Annotated in this window: 18 protein-coding genes; 14 read left to right on the top strand and 4 right to left on the bottom strand. The window is 66.4% G+C overall.

The genetic code is table 11. From position 1 onward, the window contains the following. Window positions 1–92: 92 nt before the first annotated feature. The 3 genes from AC13HB_RS02105 (at window position 93) to AC13HB_RS02115 (ending at window position 8,189) form a co-directional block, all read left to right on the top strand. Window positions 93–4,964: an alpha-2-macroglobulin family protein gene (locus AC13HB_RS02105; protein ID WP_482948063.1), complete on the top strand. Its 4,872-nt coding sequence runs from the start codon at window positions 93–95 to the stop codon at window positions 4,962–4,964. Between the two features lie 18 nt (window positions 4,965–4,982). Then, complete coding sequence (pbpC, locus tag AC13HB_RS02110; protein ID WP_482948064.1) at window positions 4,983–7,040, top strand: penicillin-binding protein 1C; 2,058 nt, start codon at window positions 4,983–4,985, stop codon at window positions 7,038–7,040. Between the two features lie 87 nt (window positions 7,041–7,127). Beyond that, a complete protein-coding gene (locus AC13HB_RS02115) occupies window positions 7,128–8,189 on the top strand; it encodes an isoaspartyl peptidase/L-asparaginase family protein (protein WP_482948065.1) in 1,062 nt (353 codons plus the stop codon). Between the two features lie 7 nt (window positions 8,190–8,196). Here AC13HB_RS02115 and AC13HB_RS02120 read toward each other — a convergent pair whose 3' ends face one another. Next, window positions 8,197–9,105, bottom strand: coding sequence for a LysR family transcriptional regulator (locus tag AC13HB_RS02120; RefSeq protein ID WP_482948066.1), 909 nt, complete (start codon window positions 9,103–9,105; stop codon window positions 8,197–8,199). Window positions 9,106–9,195: 90 nt separating this feature from the next. Here AC13HB_RS02120 and AC13HB_RS02125 point away from each other — a divergent pair, with 90 nt between their 5' ends. From AC13HB_RS02125 to AC13HB_RS02140, 4 genes are all read left to right on the top strand, one after another. Then, window positions 9,196–9,666: a hypothetical protein gene (locus AC13HB_RS02125; protein ID WP_482948067.1), complete on the top strand. Its 471-nt coding sequence runs from the start codon at window positions 9,196–9,198 to the stop codon at window positions 9,664–9,666. A 177-nt stretch (window positions 9,667–9,843) separates the two neighbouring features. Continuing rightward, complete coding sequence (locus AC13HB_RS02130) at window positions 9,844–10,488, top strand: carbonic anhydrase (protein ID WP_482948068.1); 645 nt, start codon at window positions 9,844–9,846, stop codon at window positions 10,486–10,488. Continuing rightward, window positions 10,485–11,483: a hypothetical protein gene (locus AC13HB_RS02135; RefSeq protein WP_482948069.1), complete on the top strand. Its 999-nt coding sequence runs from the start codon at window positions 10,485–10,487 to the stop codon at window positions 11,481–11,483. Before AC13HB_RS02130 ends, AC13HB_RS02135 begins: the two co-directional genes overlap by 4 nt. An 80-nt stretch (window positions 11,484–11,563) precedes the next feature. Further along, a complete protein-coding gene (locus tag AC13HB_RS02140; RefSeq protein ID WP_482948070.1) occupies window positions 11,564–12,571 on the top strand; it encodes a fumarylacetoacetate hydrolase family protein in 1,008 nt (335 codons plus the stop codon). A gap of 76 nt (window positions 12,572–12,647) precedes the next feature. Here AC13HB_RS02140 and AC13HB_RS02145 read toward each other — a convergent pair whose 3' ends face one another. Next, entirely contained in the window at window positions 12,648–13,748 is a 1,101-nt protein-coding gene (locus AC13HB_RS02145; protein ID WP_482948071.1) for an acyltransferase family protein, read from the bottom strand. Window positions 13,749–13,835: 87 nt separating this feature from the next. Further along, window positions 13,836–14,171 carry a heat shock protein HspQ gene (hspQ, locus tag AC13HB_RS02150; RefSeq protein ID WP_482948072.1) on the bottom strand — a complete coding sequence of 112 codons (336 nt, stop codon included), beginning with the start codon at window positions 14,169–14,171 and terminating at the stop codon, window positions 13,836–13,838. Between the two features lie 288 nt (window positions 14,172–14,459). Here hspQ and AC13HB_RS02155 point away from each other — a divergent pair, with 288 nt between their 5' ends. The 4 genes from AC13HB_RS02155 to AC13HB_RS02170 all read left to right on the top strand — a co-directional run bounded on the left by AC13HB_RS02155 (window position 14,460) and on the right by AC13HB_RS02170 (window position 17,383). Next, window positions 14,460–15,518, top strand: coding sequence for a Ppx/GppA phosphatase family protein (locus AC13HB_RS02155; protein ID WP_482948073.1), 1,059 nt, complete (start codon window positions 14,460–14,462; stop codon window positions 15,516–15,518). After that, complete coding sequence (locus AC13HB_RS02160; RefSeq protein WP_482948074.1) at window positions 15,515–16,264, top strand: RlmE family RNA methyltransferase; 750 nt, start codon at window positions 15,515–15,517, stop codon at window positions 16,262–16,264. Before AC13HB_RS02155 ends, AC13HB_RS02160 begins: the two co-directional genes overlap by 4 nt. A gap of 93 nt (window positions 16,265–16,357) precedes the next feature. Then, window positions 16,358–16,591 carry a hypothetical protein gene (locus AC13HB_RS02165; RefSeq protein ID WP_482948075.1) on the top strand — a complete coding sequence of 78 codons (234 nt, stop codon included), beginning with the start codon at window positions 16,358–16,360 and terminating at the stop codon, window positions 16,589–16,591. Between the two features lie 105 nt (window positions 16,592–16,696). Further along, window positions 16,697–17,383 carry a hypothetical protein gene (locus AC13HB_RS02170; protein WP_482948076.1) on the top strand — a complete coding sequence of 229 codons (687 nt, stop codon included), beginning with the start codon at window positions 16,697–16,699 and terminating at the stop codon, window positions 17,381–17,383. Between the two features lie 15 nt (window positions 17,384–17,398). On the opposite strand, the gene AC13HB_RS02175 is transcribed toward AC13HB_RS02170, so the two are convergent. Continuing rightward, window positions 17,399–17,806: an ExbD/TolR family protein gene (locus AC13HB_RS02175; RefSeq protein ID WP_482948077.1), complete on the bottom strand. Its 408-nt coding sequence runs from the start codon at window positions 17,804–17,806 to the stop codon at window positions 17,399–17,401. Window positions 17,807–18,049: 243 nt separating this feature from the next. Here AC13HB_RS02175 and guaB point away from each other — a divergent pair, with 243 nt between their 5' ends. The 3 genes from guaB (at window position 18,050) to AC13HB_RS02190 (ending at window position 20,405) form a co-directional block, all read left to right on the top strand. Next, window positions 18,050–19,519 carry an IMP dehydrogenase gene (gene guaB / locus AC13HB_RS02180; RefSeq protein WP_482948078.1) on the top strand — a complete coding sequence of 490 codons (1,470 nt, stop codon included), beginning with the start codon at window positions 18,050–18,052 and terminating at the stop codon, window positions 19,517–19,519. Window positions 19,520–19,623: 104 nt separating this feature from the next. Then, on the top strand, window positions 19,624–20,040 hold the full coding sequence (locus tag AC13HB_RS02185; RefSeq protein ID WP_482948079.1) for an MAPEG family protein: 417 nt from the start codon (window positions 19,624–19,626) through the stop codon (window positions 20,038–20,040). After that, window positions 20,040–20,405, top strand: coding sequence for a DUF3088 domain-containing protein (locus AC13HB_RS02190; protein WP_482948080.1), 366 nt, complete (start codon window positions 20,040–20,042; stop codon window positions 20,403–20,405). Before AC13HB_RS02185 ends, AC13HB_RS02190 begins: the two co-directional genes overlap by 1 nt. The last annotated feature ends 8 nt before the right edge of the window (window positions 20,406–20,413 follow it).

Below are 20,413 nucleotides of genomic sequence, written 5' to 3' on the forward strand. Positions count from 1 at the left end.
GCTCCTGAGACGGCCACCTTTCCAATTCATGAGTGCCATCTTTCCGGCCTTGTCCTATGGTTGTTTTTCGGGGACGGACAGGGAGAGACATGATGGGGTTCTGGCGCAACGGAGTTATCGCGTGTGTCGCAGCGGCGGCACTGGCTGGGTGCTCGCAGGAAACGGGCGACGAGCTCGAGCCGACCGGGCCGGCATTGACCGGCCGCGATGCCGACGCCCCGCGCGCGGCGCCGGAAACACCGTCCCAGTTCGCCTTCCTGCGTTATACGATTTCGGTCGAGAGTGACTCTCCTGAGCTCTGTCTGGGCTTTACCCATCCGCTCGACCCCGATGCCGATTACAGCGCCTATATCGACCTCGATCCCGACCGGCCGGTCGCGCTTTCGGTCAGCGGCCAGACCCTCTGCGTCGGCGGCCTCGGATTCGGCGAGGGGCAGAGCCTGACCCTGCGCGAGGGGCTTCCGGCCTCCAATGGTGACGGGCTCCTCTCGGACGAACGTGTCGAGATCGATTTCGGCGATCGCCCCGCTTTTGTGGGCATAGCCGGCGACGGTGTGATCCTGCCGCGCCTGGATGCGGACGGGCTGGCCATCGAAACCGTCAATGTCGAAACGGTGGATGTCGAGGTCTGGCGCATCAATGACCGCGCGCTCGCCTTCCGCTCGATCACGACCGGCTATAATGGCGCCGAAGGCGAGTATAACTGGCTTTCCTCCGACGAGCGCCCCGGCGGTGTCGGTGAGCGTGTCTGGGAAGGCGAAATGGACACGGACGGTGCGCTCAATACGCCCGTCACCACCGTTTTCCCCATCGCAGAGGCGATCGGCCGGCTGTCGCCCGGCGCCTATTTCATCCGCGTCGGCGATGCGGCGGCGCGCGAAAACAGTTCTCGCTCACCGGCCCGCGCCGAGCGCTGGCTGGTCATTACCGATCTCGCCCTGACCGCCTATCGCGGGCAGGACGGCGTCGATCTCGTCGTTCGCTCGCTGCAGACCGCACGTCCCGTTGCCGGCGTGCAGGTGGATCTCGTCGCCCGCAGTAATGAAATCCTCGGCAGCACGGTCACCGACGCTTCCGGCCGGGCGCGCTTCGCCGGTCCGTTGACCCGGGGTGAGGGGGCCATGGCGCCACGCCTGCTGACGGCCTACGGGCCGGACAATGATTTCGCCGTGCTCGATTTCAATCGCAATCCGGTGGACCTCTCCGGCCAGAATGTCGGCGGCCGCCAACGCCCTGACGGGGCTGACGGCTTCCTCTGGCTCGACCGCGGCATCTACAGGCCCGGCGAGACCGTGCATGTCGGTGCCATGGCGCGCGACGCGGAAGCCGAGGCCATCGCCGACCGGCCCGTCACGCTGACCCTCTACGGCCCGAACGGGCTGGAGGCAGCGAGTATCCGCCATGAAACGGCCCGCCAGGCCGGTTCGGTGTTCTGGGATTACGATCTGCCTCGTGCCGCCGCACGCGGCGAGTGGCGCATCGTCGCCGAGATGGACGGCTATGGCCGCATCGCCCAGACGCGCTTTTCGGTGGAGGACTTTGTGCCGCAGCGCATCGCGCTGGACCTGGATGCGGATGACGAGACGCCGATCGGCGCACGCGAGACGCGGGAAGTGGCGGCGGATATCCGTTTCCTCTACGGCGCGCCGGGCGCCGGCCTGCCGGTCGAGGCACGTCTGCGCATCGAAGCCGACCCCAATCCATTCCCGGACTATGACGGTTTCCGTTTCGGCCGTGCGGACGAGCCTTTCCGCGAGGTCAGCCGGGATTTGCCGGACACGGTTGCGGACGGTTCCGGCCATGCGGTGCAGCGCATCGATCCGGGGGTGACCGGGCTTGAGGCGACACAGCCGCTGCGCATCCGCACCGTGATCTCCGCCATCGAGCCTGGCGGCCGGGCCGTGGCCGACGATGTCCGCATCCCCTATCGCCCGGCCGATCTCTATCTCGGCCTGCGTCCGCAATTCGAGGGCCGCGCGCAACGCAATCGGGAGACGGCGTTCGATCTTGTCGCACTGGCTCCGGACGGAATCCCCACGGCTGCCGATATCAGCTGGCGGCTGGTACGGGTCGACTGGTCCTATGATTGGTACCGTCTGAACAATGGACGCTGGCAATGGCGCCGGTCGCGCCATGTCGTCGAGATCGAGAACGGCGTCATGACGCTCGACGGGACCGGTCCGGAAACCCTCGATATCCGTGCCCTCGACTGGGGCAATTACCAGATCGTCGTCGAGGATGCCGCCAGCGACATGTCCGCCAGCGCCAGTTTCTGGGTCGGCTGGGGCGGTACGTCCGAGCCGGGTGTCGAAGCACCCGACCGGGTCGCGCTCTCCGGACCGGAGGAGGCCGTCGCCATCGGCGACACGGTATCGCTTTCCATCCTGCCGCCCTATCCGGGCGAGGCCGAAGTGGTCATCGCCAACGACCGGGTCATCGAGACGCGCTCCGTGACGGTGCCCGAGGGCGGCGCCGAGCTGGCCTTCACGGTTACCGAGGACTGGGGGGCGGGGACCTATGCCATGGTCTCGGTCTACACGCCGCGCCACCCTGTCGACCGCCCGGCACCGCGACGGGCCGTCGGGGTCGCGCACATTCCCGTCGATACCAGCGACCGTACGCTCGAAGTCAGCTTCGACGCACCCGAGCGGATCGAACCGCGCCAGACCCTGGCGCTCGACCTGACGGTCGAAGGCGCGCCGCGCAGCGGGACCTGGGTCACGGTTGCTGCTGTCGACGAGGGTATTCTGGCCCTGACACGCTTCGCCTCGCCGGATCCACAGACCTGGTATTTCGGCAAGACGGCTCTCGATGTCGATCTCTACGACGACTACGGACGCCTGCTCGACCCGAACCAGGGTGCCGCGGCACCGGTGCGCTCGGGCGGCGACCAGATCGGCGGTGCGGGCCTGACCGTCGTGCCCACGCGTACGGTTGCGCTCTATAGCGGACCTGTAGCCGTCAACGCCAATGGCGAGGCGACGGTCAGTCTCGACATTCCCGACTTCAACGGCGAGCTGCGTCTCATGGCCGTGGCCTGGTCGGAGCGCAGCGTCGGGCAGGCCGCCCGACCGCTCACCGTACGCGACGATGTCCCCGCCGAGCTTATCCTGCCGCGCTTCCTTGCGCCGGGCGACAGCAGCACGGCGACGCTGACCATCGACAATGTCGACGGTCCTGCGGGACCTTATACGGCGGCCATTTCGGCCGAGGGCGCCGTCGTGGCGGATGTCAGCGACACGCTGGAGCTGGATGAAGGACAGCGCATCGACCGCCGTCATCCGCTGGAGGGCCGCGATGCCGGTATCGGCGCAATCGGTCTCGCCATAGACGGTCCGGCCGACTTCTCGGTCTCGCGTAGTTATCCCATCGAAGTGCGCACGGCCTGGCTGCCTTCTTCCGAAGTGACCCGAAGCCGGCTCATGCCGGGCGATGCGCTGGAGCTGGATGCGTCCGAGCTGGCGGCCTTCCTGCCGGGCACCGCGGAGCTCTCCGTCAGTTTCTCGCCGACCCCGCTGGATGAAGCGGCGCTGCTGCGATCGCTCTATCGCTACCCCTATGGCTGCACCGAGCAGATGACGAGCGTGGCCTTGCCCTTGCTCTATTCCGATCCGCTTGCGGGCGCGGCCGGCACGGAACGTGTCGAGGGCGCGCGTGCCCGAGTGCAGGAGGCCGTGGCCACACTGCTCAACCGGCAGTCCAATGACGGCACGATCGGCTTGTGGCGGATCGGCGATCGTGGCGCGCGGCCCTGGATCGGAGCCTATGCGGTCGACTTCCTGGCACGCGCCAAAGAGGCCGGCTACACCGTCCCCGATGCCGCGCTCGAGCGGGCCTACACTTCACTCGAGCACATCGCCGCGCAGGAGATGTGGCGGGTCAACGGCTACAACACCTTCATCTTCGACTGGTTCGGCCAGACCGACAGCGCCGAGCTTCTCTCGGACCGCTCGGCAGCCTATGCGCTCTACGTGCTGGCGCGTGCCGGGCGCGTGGATCGCTCCCGCCTGCGTTACATGCATGACGAGCGGCTTGACGAGATGCGCAATCCGCTGGCGATGGCCCAGCTCGGCGCGGCCCTTCACATGATCGGCGACCGGGCCCGCTCCCGGAACGCCTTCGACGCGGCGGAAGCGGCGCTGGGCTTTACCAATACCGGCAATTGGTATCAGACGCCGCGCCGCGATCTGGCCGGCGTGCTTGCCATGGCTGCCGAGGCCGGCGATGCAGAGCGGGTCGCCCGTCTGGCCGAGCGCGTCGCGGTCGACCTGCCGGAACCGTCGCGCCTGTCCACCCAGGAGAAAGCCTTTCTGCTGATGGCGGCCCATGCCCTGAGCGACGGCGCCGATGCGGTCGAGGTGAATGCCGCGGTCACACCCGCGTCCGGCGATCCGCACCTCTTCGTCATGGATACGGCCGCGCTCGCCGACGGCGTGAGCTTCGAGGCTGGTGGCGATGGTCCCGTCTGGGTGACCCGGGTCGCCCATGGCGAGAGCCGCGAGGCACCGGCTGTAGCGGCCGAGGGCATGCAAGTGCGCAAGCGGCTTCGCCGCCTCGACGGTGCTTTCGTGGATCCCGAGCGTATCGTCCAGGGCGACAGGCTGGTCGTGGACATCGCGGTCGCCCCGGACGGGGAACGCCTGATCCCGGCCGTGCTGGTGGACCTGCTGCCGCCGGGCTTCGAGATCGAGGCCGTGGTGGAGCCGCGCGATGCGGGACCGCGAGGCATTTATAGCTGGCTTGGCCGGCTGGAGACGCCGCGGATCGCGGAAAGCCGCGACGACCGCTTCGTGGCAGCCATGGACCTGCGCAATCGCGAGATTTTCCGCCTCGCCTATATCGTGCGCGCCGTGACGCCGGGCGAGTACACGCTTCCGGGCGCTGCCGCCGAGGACATGTATCGCGCGGACACCTTCGCGCGCAGCGAAACCGGGCGGGTCTCGATCGCACCGCGCGGCGAGTAGGGAGCAGGGCACAGGCGCATGCTCGGCCTTAGTCGGACATATGGCCTCGGGCGCAGCTATTGGGTGATGCTGGGCGTGCTCGGTTTTGCCGTGACCGCGCTCGCTCTCGACCAGATCTTCCCGCCGCCGCTCGATCCGGACCTGCCGGTCTCGCGGGTGGTCAGAGACCGCAATGGCGAGGTGCTCAGGGCCTTTCCGGTGGCGGAGGGGCGCTGGCGACTGCGCGCAGATGTCGAAAGTATCGATCCGGACTTCATCGACGCGCTGCTGGCCTATGAAGATGCGCGCTTCTACAGCCACCCCGGCGTCGATCCGCTGGCCCTGTTGCGGGCCAGCCGGGACAGCCTGCTGAGCGGGCGCATCGTGTCAGGCGGCTCGACGCTGACCATGCAGCTGGCCCGTCTGATCGAGCCGCGGGAGCGGACCGTGGGCGCGAAACTGCTCCAGATCGCACGGGCGGTGCAGCTGGAGCTGCGTTACGACAAGCGCGAAATTCTGGAGCTCTATCTGACGCTCGCCCCGTATGGCGGCAATCTGGAGGGCGTGCGCGCCGCATCCTGGGCGTATTTCGGGCGTGAGCCGGATGCGCTCACCATCGAGCAGATCGCGCTCCTGATCGCCCTGCCGCAATCGCCCGAGGCGCGCCGGCCCGACCGGCGGCCGGGGACTGCGATCACGGCGCGCGGTCGCGTACTGGAACGCCTCGCCGTGGCCGGGCTCGCCCGGGAGACGGCGGCCGCCGACGCTGCGCAGGATCCGGCCCCGCGCCGCCGGGCATTTCCCGCGAGGGCCTGGCACGCCGCGGACAGTCTCGTCCGGGAATCCTCTCCGACCGAGATCGTCTCCACGCTGGATATCTCTCTGCAGCGCATGCTGGAGGCTCAGCTGGCTGTTGCGCTGGCCGATACGGAAGAGGCGGTCCAGTTCGCAGCGATGATCGTGGAGACCGAGACCCGGGCTGTGCGTGCCATGGCGGGGTCTGCCGACCGGAATCGCGCCGGTGGATGGATCGATCTGACCGACCGGCCGCGCTCGCCGGGCTCGACGCTGAAACCCTTTATCTATGCCATGGCCTTCGATGACGGGCTGGCGGGCGTCGGAACCCGGATCGCGGATCTGCCCCGGCGCTTTTCCGGCTATCAGCCGGACAATTTCGACCGGCGGTTCCGGGGCGATGTGACCATTGCCGAGGCGCTGCAGCATTCGCTCAACGTGCCGGCCGTGAGCATGCTCGACGGTGTCGGTGCCCGCCGCTTCAACGCCGCGCTCGGCTTTGCCGGCGCCCATCCCGAACGCCCGCGCCAGGCGGGCGAGGATAGCGGTCTCGCCGTGGCGCTCGGAGGCGCCGGTCTGACGGTGAGGCAATTGGCGACGCTCTATGCGGCGCTGGGCGATGGCGGAAGTGCTCGTCCCCTGGTCTGGCGCGAAAGCGATGCCGTCCGGGCGGGTGGAGCTACCGGGCAGGCGATCGTCTCCGCCGAGTCGGCCGAGGAAATCCTGTCCATCCTCCGCCGCGCACCGCATCCCGGCGGCCGGATGCCATCGGACCTGGCCCGCAACGCACCGGATATCGCCTTCAAGACAGGAACGTCCTACGGCTTTCGCGATGCATGGGCCGCGGGCGTGGCAGGCCGTTATACGGTGGTCGTCTGGACCGGACGGCCGGATGGCGCGCCGCGCGAAGGGGTGACGGGGCGCGAGGGGGCGCTGCCGCTTCTCTTCCGACTGGTAGATGGTATCGACCGTGTCGATCCGGGCGCGGTTACGCATACGGGGGAGGCGCCATTGCCGCAGACGCCGGACACGCTCGATGCCTTCAATGCCGATCCGGCGCCGCATATACTTTTCCCGCCTGATGGCGCGGAGGTCTGGGCCGATCGCGCGGGCCGCGGTTTCGTTCTCTCCGCACAGGCCGAGGGCCGGCTCGACTGGTATGCCGACGGTGAACCGGTGAGGCGCAATGCGCTGGGCGAGCCGGTCTGGCATCCGCCGGGGCCCGGCTTCTATTCCGTCATGGCCGTCGACAATGCCGGGCGCGCGACACGGTCGCGGGTTCGGGTTCTGGCGGACGGATAGGCGGTTTCCCGCGGCGCACCGCTCTTCAGGCTTGTCAGGTCAGCGGCGAGATTGAATGCTTCGCCCCGGAGATAACGGGAGTTTGTCATGAAGCGTCTGATCTTGAGTGCGGCCCTGGCGGGCTTGATGTGCGCACCGGCCGCGACGGCACAGAACGAAGCGCCGGACTGGGCGATCGTCGTGCATGGCGGAGCCGGCGTGATCGAGCGCGGCGCGATGACCCCGGAACGCGAAGCCGAATACCGTGCCGCCATGGCGCAGGCGCTGGAGACCGGTGAGGCTGTGCTGGAAAACGGCGGCAGTGCCATCGACGCGATCGAAGCGGTCATCAACGGGATGGAAGACGATCCGCTGTTCAATTCGGGCCGGGGCGCGGTCTTCACCGCTGCCGGCCGCAATGAGCTCGACGCGTCCATCATGGACGGAGAGACCCTGAATGCCGGTGCCGTCGCCGGTGTCACCCAGGTGCGCCACCCGATCTCGCTGGCCCGGGAAGTGATGGAAAATTCCCGTCACGTCATGCTCCAGGGTGAAGGGGCCGAGACCTTCGCGCGCGAGCAGGGCTTGGAAATCGTCGCGCCGGCCTTTTTCTTCACCGAGCGCCGCTGGGCCTCGATGGAGCGTGCCCTCGGCGCGCTGGGGCTGGATATTCCGCCCCGCCCGGAGGGCGCGCCCGAACCGGAGCCGGTGGATCATGGCGAATTGCTCCGCGATGCGCGCGAACACCGCTTCGGAACGGTCGGAGTCGTCGCGCTCGACCGGGACGGCAATATCGCGGCCGGCACGTCGACCGGCGGCACCACCGCAAAACGCTGGGGCCGTGTCGGCGACAGTCCGATCATCGGCGCGGGCACTTATGCCAACAACGCGTCCTGCGGCGTCTCCGCGACGGGGACGGGCGAGTATTTCATCCGCCTGACCGTCGCCAGCCGCATCTGCATGCTGATGGAAGTCGGCGAGATGTCCCTGCAGGACGCCTCGGATCGCGTGATTACGGACGAATTGACGGCCCTGGAAGGCGATGGCGGTATCGTCGCGCTGGCGCCGGACGGTCAGATCGCCTGGAGCTTCAACACGCCGGGCATGTATCGTGCGCGCCTGACGGCGGGCGGAGAGCCGATCATCGCCATTTACGGCGACGAAGAGTGACGTGATTTTAAAGTACGGACCGTTCTCCGTGCGTGAAATAGCGGGCGTCGCGCTGCATCTGGTCGATGATGTGATCGAAGGCGGCTCGCACGCGCGCGCTGCGCTTGACCGTCTCGTGAGCCACGACCCAGAGGTCCAGCGAGGATTCGAAATCCGGCAGGATGCGTTCCAGATTCTCCGTCTGGAGGGCGAGGCGGTGTGACGTGATGCCAACGCCGAACCCGGCCTCCAGCCCTTTCACATGACTGGCAGGGCTGTTGGCCTTGAAGGAGATTTGTAGCGGCAGGACCGGCGATCCGGACGCGGTGCTCGGCCAGCCGAAATAATCTCCGATCGACCAGCCGACGCCGCGATGATCGGCGAGGTCCTCGACCGTTTCCGGGCGGCCGTTGGCCTCGAGGTATTCGCGCGATGCGTAGAGGCCGGCTCCGACCGTGGCGCCGCGACGTCCGATCAGGCTCTGCTGCGTCCCCGGCCCGTTCCAGCGCATGGCGATGTCCGCCTCGCGGTCGGCGAGATTGGCGGGATTGTTCTTGATGACGATTTCGATCCCGATATTGGGATTGGTCTGCTGAAAGCTCGCGAGGGCACGCGGCAGCCAGTCGGCACCGAGCCCTTCGGAGGCCGAGACGACGACCAGTCCGGACAGGGCCTGGTCCTGGGCGATCGCCGCGCGCTCGATGGCCGAAGCCTCCTCGCGCATGCGTTTCGCGTGGGCGACCACCTTGTGGCCGAGCGGGGTCAGTTTGGTCTGCCCCTGCTCGCGATCGAAGAGGGGCTCGCCGAATCGATGCTCGAGCGCCTGCAGCCGCCGTGTCACGGTCGGTTGGGAGACGCCGAGCACTTGTGCGGCGGCGGTGAGACTGCCTGCTTCGGAAACAGCAAGGCAGACGAGATAGTCTGACCAGTCATCCATACAGATATGTATTCCGGCGATCCTGAATTCGTCAATTCCATACGCAGAACTTCGTTCTAAATGTGAACGCTGTTTACCGGAGGGATTCCCATGCGTACGATTTTTCTCGCTGCGGCCTGTGCCGCGATCGCCAATCTAGCCGCCCCTCTGACCGCCGAGGCGCAGAGTTGCGAAGCCGGGCCGCAGGTGGCGGCTCACCGCACCGCGAACGGCGCTGTGCGGGCCCAGTACAATGCCCTGTCGCGTGGCGAATGGTATGATGCGGCCAATATCGGCGAGACGGTCGTCGATTCGGGCGTCTCGAACCGCCACAAGGTTGCAGCCTATTCCAATCAGTGCGGCGCTCTTGCCATGTCCGGCGCGCACGCCGACGCCATCTCCGCCTGCGATGCTGCGCTCGACTTGCGCGACGGTGCCTGGCGGGCCCTCAATAATCGCGGCGTTGCGCGCTGGCTGTCGGGCGATCGGCCCGGCGCCCTTGCGGATTTCCAGGCGGCCAATACCAGCTCGTCCGGGGAGGACGAAGTGGAGGCGAATCTCGCCCTGACGAATTGCATGTAACGGATGCTCCTCCCGGACAACCGATCAGACATGCTTTACTGGAGGCCGGGGCGGCGACGCTCCGGCCCTTTTTTTGGCTGTTCGCGCGGGCTTCTATTCAGTTTCAATTGCAACTAAAACCGGGACCCGTCATCGAAACCGCCGCAATTCTGCTCGGTGAAGGAATCAGGAGACAGCATGCCAACCGCCGTGCCTCCCACGCCCCTGCTTGAAGGCTATCAGCGCTTCCGGAAAGACGGTTATCCGGCCCAGCGCTCCCTGTACGACGAACTGGCCGAGGGCCAGTCCCCGCATACGCTGATCATCGCCTGTTCGGACAGCCGCGTTGATCCCGCCCATATCTTCGGCGCAAGCCCGGGCGATCTCTTCGTGGTGCGCAATGTCGCCAATCTCGTACCGCCCGTCGATTGCGATGGCGGACGTCACGGTGTCTCGGCCGCGATCGAGTTCGCCGTCGGTACGCTCGAGGTTCAGAACATCGTCGTGATGGGACACGGCCAGTGCGGCGGTATCGCCGCGTGCGCCGGCGGTTTGGAGAACATCGAAAGCATTTATCTCGGCCCCTGGCTGGAGCCGATCGAGCCGGCGCGCGCCGAAGTCGTCGAGCGTGTCGGTGACGGGGACATGGCGCAGGTCTGCGACCATCTCGAACTCAACGCCGTGCGGCATTCGGTCGAGCGGCTCAAGGAATTCCCCTTCGTCGCCGACGCGATCCGCGAACGGGGCCTCGAGCTCCACGGTGCGCGCTTCTCCATCCATAACGGCATCCTGGAATGGATGAATGAGGATGGCAGTTTCCGCACGGTCGAGGCGGCGCCTTGACCGAAGCCTTCTGGTACCCGGACGCCATCGATGCGAGATCCGGCATGGTCAGGCTGTGCCAGACCGGCCGGGCGGCGATCGCCGACGCGGCCTTTCTCGACGAGCGCTGGGACCGGACCGGACTCCCCGTCCGCCAGGAGCGTATCGATGCGCTCCGGCCAGCCGGCCAGCCCGTGCCGATGGTCTTCATCTGGCACTCGGCTTTTTGCTGCTCGACCCTGCTGGCCCGGTGCCTCGACAGGCCGGGCGCGAATTTCAGCCTGAAAGAGCCGGCGGCCCTGATGGAAGTCGCCAACATAAAGCGCATGCAGGGCGAGGCGGCGGCCCAGGGCTGGCTGCAACGCCTGCTTCCCGTGCTCGGTCAGGCACCGGCGGGGGAAGGACATGTCACGATCAAGCCCACGAATACCGTCAACAATCTGATCGGCGATGTGATGCGGCTCCTGCCGGACAGCCGCCATCTCTTTCTGACCTCGAACCTCAAGGCCTTCCTTGTCTCCATCGCCAAGAAGGGCGAGTCAGGACGGTCCTTCGCCCGCCGCCTTTTCACGATTTTTGCGATGGACGGGCACCCGGTCGCCAAGATGGACCAGCGTCAGCTTCTGCAGATGTCCGATCTCCAGATCGCGGCGATCGTCTGGCACATGCAGGTCGCGAGCATGCTGGCGGGGCTGAAGGCTGACGACGCATCCCGCACCGCCTCACTGGACGGCGACCGCTTCGTGAAGCGCCCGGCCGAGGCGCTCGCTGCGGTCGACGGCTTCTTCGGACTGGAGCTGGGCAGCGAGGTGACGGCAGAGGTCGCATCGGGTCCGCTTTTCCGGCGTGATGCGAAGGATGCGAGCCAGGCCTATGGGCCCGGGCGGCGCGCCAAAGACGCCGACAAGATCGCCAAATCGCTCGGGCCGGAACTCGACGCCATCATCGAGTGGAGTTACAGCCTCTTTCCCGCATCCCCGCGTGACGGCATCCTGCCGCGCGCCCTGATCACCTGATTTCCCGCGGACGTGCCGGGACGGGTACGCCGCCGCCTATCCACAGCCAACCGATCACCACGAACCAAGGACGCAGTCACATGAAACTCGCAACGCTTCGTTCGGACAGCCGGGACGGCCGGCTGGTCGTCGTCTCCAAGGATCTGGCCTGGTGCGCCGATGCCAGTCAGGTCGCCCCCACGCTTCAGGCCGCCCTGGACGATTGGGACCGCTGCGAGCCCGAGCTGCGCAGCCTGTCCGAAGAACTCGAGCGCGAAACCATTCCGCGCGAGCGCTTCCATGAGCGCGATGCGCTCTCGCCGTTGCCGCGCGCCTATCAGTGGGCTGACGGCTCGGCTTACGTCAATCACGTCGAACTGGTCCGCAAGGCCCGGGGCGCCGAGATGCCGGCCAGCTTCTGGACCGACCCGCTGATGTATCAGGGCGGTTCCGACGCCTTCCTCGCGCCGCGCGGCGATATCCCGCTCGGCGATACGGCCTGGGGCTGCGACATGGAAGGCGAGATCGCCGTCATCACCGGCGATGCGCCGATGGGCTGCTCGACCGAGGAAGCCGCCAAGTCGATCCGTCTCGTCATGCTGGTCAACGACGTGTCGCTGCGCGGCCTTATCCCGGCCGAACTGGGCAAGGGGTTCGGCTTCTTCCAGTCCAAGCCGCCGAGTGCTTTCTCGCCGGTCGCCGTGACGCCGGACGAGCTGGGCGATGCCTGGGACGGCGCCAAGCTGCACCTGCCGCTTCTGGTCAAGTATAACGGCGAAGCCTTCGGCAAGGCCGAATGCGGCATCGACATGACGTTCGACTTCCCGCAGCTCGTCGCCCACCTGGCCAAGACTCGCCCGGTCACCGCCGGCACGATCGTCGGCTCCGGCACGGTCTCCAACAAGCTCGATGACGGCCCGGGCAAGCCGATCTCCGAAGGCGGCGTCGGCTATTCCTGCATCGCAGAGATCCGCATGATCGAGACGATCAAGGACGGTAAGCCCTCGACGCCCTTCATGAATTACGGCGACACCGTCCGGATCGAGATGAAGGACAAGGACGGCAAGTCCATCTTCGGCGCCATCGAACAGGAAGTCGTGAAGGTCTGAGCCTGACGCGAAAACCGCACATGAAAACGCCCGCTCCGGTGAGGAGCGGGCGTTTCTCGTTCCGCGTCAGGCGGGGCTAGCGTCCCGCTTCGGGCCAGGCCAGCGGGTTGGGCGCGGAGGCCGGAGCTGGTGTCTGGGCGGCCGGTTCCGCGGCCTGTTCGACCGGGGCCGGCTTGGCTTTCTTCGGCGAGAGGCCGAGGGCGATCAGCATGGGCCATCCGCCGATCCGTTCCACGATCAGGTGGAGAACGATCGGGCCGGCTATTCCTGCCGTCAAGCCGAGTGCCAGGCCGACATAGGGTTCCGGGCGGAAGATGATCTCATAGGCCATCTGCAGGGCCATGACCGGGAACATGTGATAGAGGTAGATCGTGAAGGAGTGGTGCCCGATCCAGGCCAGCGGCTTGATCGAAAAATGCTTCAGGATCAGGAAGCCCGAGAAGCAGAGACCCAGGCTGAGGCCGACCGCCGTACGGCGCACGAGCGGGGCTGCCGGGTCGGCGAACACGTTCAGCGCATTCAGCGTGAAGACCAGGAGAAGGCCCACCAGAACCGTGCCGACGAGGATGCGTGGCGGGTTCGGCCCGATCCGGTTCAGCACGATGCCGAAGGCGAAGAAAGGCGCGAGATAGAAGGTCCGCTCCAGCGAGAACCATTCGATTCCGTTCGCCACAGGCGACAGGAAGAGGGCACCGGAAATCACAAGGAAGCCGACCGCCACATTGAAGGGCGAACGCGGGAAAAGCGTGTCGGCGATCGCGATGACCGCAAACAGTACGATGATGGACTGCAGGAACCAGAATTGCGCATAGGGCTGCAGGAAGACTTTCCAGGCTTCCGGGAGCGGGACGCCATAGCCGCCGCCCAAGGCGGTGTTGATGGCCCAGAAACTGCCCGCGGCGAACAGGAAGGGCAGGCCGAGACGGCGCAGCTTGCCGGCCATGAAGCCGCCGAAACCGCCCGTGCCAACCGGGCGGTAAGCGTAGACGAAGCCGGACAGCATGGCGAACATCGGCATGCGCAGATGGAAGAAGAGCGCCGTGAAGAGCGCCAGCGGATGATCGTCGGCGACCCGCAGTCCGTGTTCCGGCTGTTCGCCGATGACGTGCAGGGCGACCAGCAGCAGGCAGGCAACGCCGCGCAGCGTGTCGATTCCGAGATTCCGTGTCTTGACCATATGTCCGTCAGGCTCGCGCCTGTCCCAGATTGAGAGTTCCGGGTCAGATGCAGCAAGTCGCGGGCCATCCGGGCCCCTGGGACGGGATCAGTGGGTCAAATCGCCGTCGGGGCGCAGCGTGTAGCGCGTGCCGTCGAACCCCTCGAAGGCCTCGGGGACCTGGGGATGGCCGACGGGGCCATTCTCTGCATCGGGCAGCAGGTTCTGTTCGGAGACATAGGCGCCGTAATAGCTGTCCTCATTCTCCGCGAGCAGATGGTAGAAGGGCTGGTCCTTGGCCGGACGGATATCTTCCGGGATGGACTGGTACCATTCCTCGGTGTTGGCGAATTCCGGATCGACGTCGACGATGACGCCGCGGAAAGGAAAAACGCGGTGCCTGACAACGTCTCCGAGGGCGAATTTGGCCTGGCGGATGATCATGGCGCGTATTGGTACTCTTCGCTGAACTTCACTTTACACGCCCCATATGGGGCTCGCGAAGCAATAAGCTACGATTTTGTGTGTCTTCCGTCACGCATCCTTGCAGGCAGTTGCAAGACAGGTATTCTGCTCGCGACACTGAAATGAAGCCGATTCGAGCCGCGCCCCGTCATGGCTGGCGCGCCGGTCGGCAAGAGGTAGAACATGGCGGAGACGGCACCCCGGAACTCAGCGGGGAAGCAGTCCGCCGGACGCAAACGGCGCGGGCGGCGGAGGTCGCAGGCGCCGGTGTACGGCGCGATTGATCTGGGTACCAATAACTGCCGCATGCTGCTGGCCCAGAAGACGGGGCAGGGCTTCCAGGTCATTGATGCGTTCTCGCGGGTCGTTCGCCTTGGCGAAGGCCTCAATGCGCACGGCTGCCTGTCGGACGGCGCCATGGACCGGGCGGTCGAGGCGCTGAAGGTCTGCGCCGCCAAGATCAAGCGCCAGAATGTGGTCCGCCACCGCTCCATCGCGACCCAGGCCTGCCGCGCGGCCAGCAATGGCGAAGCCTTCCTGGCGCGCGTGAAGGCCGAGACCGGGCTGGAGTTCGATCTCGTTTCGCCGGAGGAAGAGGCCCGCCTTGCGGTGCATGGATGCGTCGATCTGCTCGATCCGGAGAAGGATGCCGCTCTGGTGATCGATATCGGCGGCGGCTCGACCGAGCTGTCCTGGGTCGATATCGGCGAGTGGCGCAAGCGCGGCGGTCCGGAAAGCGGCGGACGGCCGCCCATGAAGTCCTGGAGCTCGACGCCCGTCGGCGTGGTCACCCTGTCCGAGCGCTTTCCCGAGCGCGAGGATCGCGAGACCTGGTACAACGACATGAAAGCCTATGCGGCCGGTCTCATGAAGACGCCGCGCGGCGCGCGTGCCATGCGCAGGGTTTTCAAGGAAGGCCGCGGCCATCTGGTCGGCACGAGCGGGACCGTGACCTCCATGGCCGGCGTGCATCTTCGCCTGCCGCGCTATGACCGCAACGAGGTCGACGGGCTCTGGATGACCGGCGAGGAGGCTCTGGCGGCCTGCGCGCGCCTGCGCAATCTCGACGTGGCGGGCCGCGCCGCCGAACCGACCATTGGCGCCGACAGGGCGGAGCTGGTACTGGCGGGCTGCGCCATCTATGAAGCAGTGGCGGAGGCCTGGCCGGCGGACGAATTGCGTGTCGGCGACCGGGGGCTGCGCGAAGGCATGCTGCTCAACCTCATGCGCCGCTCGCGCAAGCGACGCCGTCGGCGCAAGGTGCGTGGCGGCGAGCGCGGGCCGGAGCAGGCGGCTGACAACACCAGTGCGGATCAGGGCGAATGAGCGACGACAGCAAGGATAATGGCGAGACGCCGGAAAACGGCGGCGAGAAGCGCCGCCGGCGGCGCTCGGGCCCGGTCACCAAGGGCGGCGATGCGCGTGCGGCCAAGCAGATGTTCGAGCGCGTGAAGACCGCACGGGGGCGCAAGTCCTCCTCCACGCGCTGGCTGCAGCGACAGCTCAACGACCCCTATGTGAAGAAGGCCCAGATGGAAGGCTATCGCTCCCGGGCGGCCTACAAGCTGATCCAGCTGGACGAGCGCTTTCACTTCCTCAAACCCGGCCAGCGCATCGTCGATCTCGGCTCCGCGCCGGGCGGCTGGGTGCAGGTGGCTCTGAAACAGGGCGCCAGCGAGGTGGTCGGCATCGACCTGCTCGAGATCGAGCCCATTGCCGGCGCCACCCTGCTCCAGCACGACTTCACCGAGGATGACGCGCCCGATCTGGTGAAAGCCGAGATGGGCGGTCCCGCCGACGGCGTGATCTCGGACCTCGCGCCCTGGACGACCGGACACAAGAAGACCGACCATCTGCGCATTGTCGCCCTGGTCGAAATGGCCGCCCATTTCGCTGTCGAGACCCTCAAGCCCGGCGGCTATTTCGTCGCCAAGGTGTTCCAGGGCGGCGCCGAAGGCGAACTCCTCGATCTCCTCAAGTCCAATTTCGAAAAGGTCCGCCATTTCAAGCCGGACAGCTCCCGCAGTGAGAGTGCCGAAACCTTTGTCGTGGCGACGGGGTTCAGGCGCTAGGTGGTCTCCGGGTGCCGTTCCCGGGGCGCGCCAGACTGAACCAATCGCATCCTTGTGCGTTTTCCCTGGGCAACGCGATCTGGAGGATGTGCCATGAGCTTTGCCCTGAAAATAACGGTCACCTCGATCTCGACGGTCATGATTTCCGCTGCCGTGGCCGCCCTGGCCGGCGCGGTGGCGCTGGCCGATCCGCCGCATGGCTGCCCGCCCGGCCTGGCCATGCAGGGGCGCTGCGCTGTCTTCGGGGGCCTTGACCGGAGGCACTATGAGCGCCTGGTTCTGCGTCTCGGCGAACGCCTGCGCGTCGCCGGAACCCGCGCGCCCTGAGAAAGCGAAAAATCTTCGATCTTACCGATGTTTCACTGGTTTCGACCGTATCGGTCGGGTCTGCTGTGCGTAACTTGAGCGACCCAGACACGGAGCCGGAGCCCCATGCCTCTTACTTTCAGTACACTCGCCCTGACGATCGCGTTTCAGGCGTGCGCGACGCCGGACTGCGCCGAGGCCGAGCCCTGGCCCGCCCCCATGCGCACGGCGGAGGAGGCTTCGCTGTCCTCGCCGCACCTGCCGGATGCGCGCATCGACCTGCCCGAGGCTGCCGTCTATGCCGGCGGCAGGCGCTGGGCGCTCTACGACGCTGTCGACGCCGAGATGCATCTCTTCGTGGAAGCCGGGGAAGACCGGATTGTCGACCGGCTCTACTGGATCCAGTTCGAAGCCTATCTGCCGACCCTCCCCGAGGCGGGCTACGACTTCCACCGCTCATCCCTCGAGCAGCGCGAACTGGGCGACGCCCTGTTCTACGTCCGCCCGCGTTTCGGGATCGGGGCGGCCGACGTCCCCGAGCCCGGTTCGGACAATGAAATGATGCGTCTCGTCCTGGCGGAGGCCGGCTATACCCTGCCGGCGGAAACCATCAATGCGACGATGAAGCATGTCCTCGATCCCGCCGATCCGCGCGAGGAGCTGATGATCATCTATATCGAGGATCTCGCGGCTGCCGGCGCATCGGTCGCCGGTATCGTCGAGGCCGGTCTGGACAGCCCGTTCTGGGCGGAGCTTTCCGTAGGCGTGCTCGACCGCGCGCAGGCGAGGGTCGCGGTGAGGAACCGGGATTAGCCGGGCAAGGACGTATCACTCCCCGCCCGTCCTCTGGATCGAGACCGGAACGCCGTTGGCGCCCATTTCGTCCCAGATACGGACCACGATGCCGTGTTCGGCTTCGTCGTGGACTTCCAGCAGGACGGCGCTGTTCGGTTCCTCGGCGCGGAACCGGTTCACGGCAGCGAGGACGCGTTCGACGTCGGTGCGGGTCCGGTTGACGAAAATGACGCCGTCGCCGTCGACCTGGACGACGATGGGCGGCGGGCCCGGTTCGCCGCAGTTCTCGTCACATTCCGGAGGCGGGCGCATGTCGATGCCTTCCTCGCTCAGGAAGGTGGCTGTCACGATGAAGAAGATCAGCAGGATGAACACGATGTCGAGCATCGGCGTCATGTTCACCTCGGCCTGGTCGTCGCGGCGTTTCGAGCGTCTGCGCATGATATGTCCCCCGTTTCCGCGCCCGGCATCCGCCTCTCCACGAACCGGACGCCCCTCGGGCACGGTCACAGCCTCGCGGTCGAAAACGGCATTCCGGCGATGAGAGGCGGGCGAAAAGGGGGCGATTGGCAGGCGTGAAAACGGCGGCGCCTGCGACACTTGCGCGAAAGCTTGAGACGGTCCCTTGCGTCGTGTTCGAATCCGGCATATAGCCGCGCCGCAAGCAGCAGAGAGGAGTCTCCCATGGAGATTCGCGAAGGTCTCACCTTCGATGACGTGCTCTTGCAACCGGGCCCGTCCGAAGTTCTTCCCGCCGATGCCATCGTCTCGACGCGTGTCGCGTCCGATGTCGGCATGAATATCCCCATGCTCGCCGCCGCCATGGACACCGTGTCCGAAAGCGGCATGGCGATCGCCATGGCCCAGGCCGGCGGCCTGGCGGTGATCCACCGCAATCTCACCATCGCGGAACAGGCCGAGGAAGTACGTCGCGTAAAGCGTTTCGAGAGCGGTATGGTGGTCAATCCGGTGACGATTTCGCCGGAGGCCACGCTGGCCGATCTTCGGGCCCTGATCTCGCAGCACCGCATTTCCGGCATTCCCGTCGTGGATGGCCCATCCAACGGCCTGCCGGGCAAGCTGGTCGGCATCATTACCAATCGCGATGTCCGCTTCGCCGACGACCCGAACGAGAAGGTCGGCAATCTGATGACGCGCGAAGTCGTCACGGTGAAGGAGGGCGCCAGCGAGGACGAGGCCCGCGCCCAGCTGCACCGTCACCGCATCGAGCGCGTGGTCGTGGTCGACGAGGCGGACCGCTGCATCGGCCTGATCACCGTGAAGGACATGGAAAAGGCCCAAGCCTATCCGATGGCCGCCAAGGACAGCCAGGGCCGCCTGCGCTGCGCCGCAGCCTCCACGGTCGGCGATAGCGGCTTCGAACGCGCCGAGGCGCTGATCGATGCCGGTGTCGACGTTGTCGTGATCGACACGGCGCACGGCCAGTCGAAATCCGTCCTCGACCAGGTCACCCGGGTCAAGAAATCCTCCAGTGCCGCCCGCGTCATCGCCGGCAATGTGGCGACCTATGACGGCGCCAGGGCGCTGATCGATGCCGGTGCGGACTGCGTGAAAGTGGGTATCGGGCCGGGCTCGATCTGCACCACGCGCATCGTGGCCGGTGTCGGCGTTCCCCAGCTGACGGCGATCATGGATGCCCGCCGCGCTGCGGAAGGCTCGGACGCGTTCATCATCGCCGATGGCGGCATCAAGTATTCCGGCGACATGGCCAAGGCGATCGCCGCCGGTGCCGATGCCGTCATGGTCGGCTCGCTGCTCGCCGGCACGGAAGAAGCGCCGGGCGAGGTCTTCCTCTACCAGGGCCGGTCCTACAAATCCTATCGTGGCATGGGTTCGCTGGGCGCCATGGCGGCCGGTTCCGCCGACCGCTATTTCCAGAAGGACACCGAGCGCATGAAGCTGGTGCCGGAAGGTATTGAAGGTCAGGTGCCCTACAAGGGCCCGGTCGGCCCGATCCTGCACCAGATGGTCGGCGGTCTGCGCGCGGCGATGGGCTATACCGGCTCGAGAACCATCGCGGACTTCCACCAGCGGGCGCAATTCGTGCGCATCACCAATGCGGGCCTGACAGAGAGCCATGTGCACGACGTCAAGATCACCCGCGAAGCGCCGAACTATCCCGCGCGGAGCTAGCCACCTGCAAATACAAGTGCATGGCCGTCAGTCGCTTTTTTCGGCTGACGGTCCTGTACGGACCGGATCTAACCTCGCGGTCCCAATCGCGAAGGAATGACATCATGAACACTGATCTCTTTTTCCCGGTCCTCGCACAGGTCCTGCTGACTTTTGCGCTCGGTTTCGCGACCGGCGGCATGCGCTTCGGCGCCGTGGCCGGCGGCAAGGTGAAGCCGGGCGATATCGTGCTGGGGCAACGGGCCTGGCCGACGCGCGTCCAGCAGGTCGGCAATGCCTTCCAGAACCAGCTCGAAACGCCGATCCTCTTCTATGCCGGCATTGCCTTCGCGCTCATCCTGGAATCGGGCAGCGCCATCCTCGTCATGCTGGCCTGGACCTGGTTCGGACTGCGACTGCTTCACGCCGGCATTCATGTGACCACCAACAGCCTGCGCCCGCGCTTCATGGCCTTTGCGGCCAGCGCCCTTGTATTGCTGAGCTTCTGGATCGTGCTGACCGTCGAGGTGATGAGTCGATGATGGCCGAACAACCGACAATCGAGACCGGGAAGGATATTCTCTTCCTGCTGACCGGTGCGTGGGACGATGCGGAAGGCGGCCCATGGCTGTGTACCGATTGCTGCACGGTGGAGGGCATGCTCGCGCTCAACCCTCACTGGGCCGATGCCGTCACCATCGTGCGCGTCGACTATCCGCGTCCGCGCCATGAGATCGTGGCTGTGCTGGACGAGGAGAACCAGAATGCGCCCACCCTGGTCCTCGCGGACGAGACCGAGGCGCATGTCGAGTTCGAGACGGCCTCCAATGGCCGCCGTTTGATCACCGCCCCCAGAGCGATTTGCCGCCAGCTCGCAGAGTCGTATGGCGGCGCACAGCCGAATTAGGACACACG

This window comes from Maricaulis sp. B-26 (genome assembly GCF_056857855.1).